Raw genomic sequence first — 1,527 nt, forward strand, 5'->3', positions numbered from 1 at the left:
TTCAGCAAGTACGTCAGCGAGCGTATCTGCCTCAACAAGCGCTTCAGTTTCAGCAAGTACGTCAGCGAGCGCATCGGCTTCAACAAGTGCTTCAGTAAGCGCAAGTACGTCAGCGAGCGTATCTGCTTCAACAAGTGCTTCAGTTTCAGCTAGCACGTCAGCGAGCGCATCGGCTTCAACAAGTGCTTCAGTTTCAGCAAGTACATCGGCAAGTGCATCCGCTTCAACAAGTGCTTCAGTTTCAGCAAGTACGTCAGCGAGTGCATCTGCTTCAACAAGTGCCTCAGTAAGTGCAAGCACGTCAGCGAGTGCGTCTGCCTCAACGAGTGCTTCAGTAAGTGCCAGCACGTCAGCATCAGCGAGTGCGTCCGCTTCAACCAGTGCCTCAGTATCAGCAAGCACGTCAGCGAGCGTATCTGCTTCGACAAGTGCCTCAGTAAGTGCAAGTACATCAGCAAGCGCATCGGCTTCAACAAGTGCCTCAGCAAGTACATCAGCGAGCGTATCTGCTTCGATAAGTGCCTCAGCATCAGCAAGCGCATCGGCTTCAACGAGCGCGTCAGCATCAGCAAGCACTTCAGCGAGCGTCTCCGCTTCAACCAGTGCCTCAGTAAGCGCAAGTACATCAGCGAGCGCGTCCGCTTCAACGAGTGCCTCAGTAAGTGCTAGCACGTCAGCGAGTGCGTCTGCTTCAACGAGTGCCTCAGCATCAGCAAGTACATCAGCGAGCGCATCTGCCTCAACAAGTGCCTCAGCATCAGCAAGTACCTCAGCGAGTGCGTCTGCCTCAACCAGTGCCTCAGTAAGTGCTAGCACATCAGCAAGCGCATCGGCTTCGACAAGTGCATCAGTTTCTGCAAGCACTTCGGCGAGCGCATCTGCTTCAACGAGTGCCTCAGTAAGTGCCAGCACGTCAGCGAGCGTATCTGCTTCAACGAGTGCTTCAGTAAGCGCAAGTACGTCAGCGAGCGTGTCCGCCTCAACCAGTGCCTCAGTATCAGCAAGTACATTGGCGAGTGCGTCTGCCTCAACCAGTGCCTCAGCATCAGCAAGTACATCAGCGAGCGTATCAGCCTCAACGAGTGCTTCAGTTTCTGCAAGTACATCTGCAAGTGCTTCAGCTTCAACAAGTGCTTCAGCAAGCGCAAGCACGTCAGCGAGCGTCTCTGCTTCAACGAGTGCTTCAGTAAGTGCAAGCACATCTGCAAGTGCGTCTGCTTCAACAAGCGCTTCAGTTTCTGCAAGTACATCGGCAAGTGCTTCAGCTTCAACAAGTGCTTCAGCAAGCGCAAGTACGTCAGCGAGTGCGTCTGCCTCAACGAGTGCTTCAGTAAGCGCCAGCACGTCAGCGAGCGTATCTGCTTCGACCAGTGCCTCAGCATCAGCAAGTACATCAGCGAGTGCGTCTGCCTCAACCAGTGCTTCAGCATCAGCAAGTACATCAGCGAGCGTATCTGCTTCAACGAGTGCTTCAGTATCAGCAAGTACATCAGCGAGCGCATCTGCCTCAACCAGTGCCTCAGTAAG

Annotated in this window: 1 pseudogene; it reads right to left on the reverse strand. The window is 53.9% G+C overall.

Going from position 1 to position 1,527, the window contains the following annotated elements:
* Nucleotides 1–1,527 (reverse strand): annotated as a pseudogene (locus B7709_RS10165) (hypothetical protein); the annotation flags it as partial.

The organism is Streptococcus oralis subsp. dentisani (assembly GCF_002096335.1).
Classification (GTDB): domain Bacteria; phylum Bacillota; class Bacilli; order Lactobacillales; family Streptococcaceae; genus Streptococcus; species Streptococcus oralis_Z.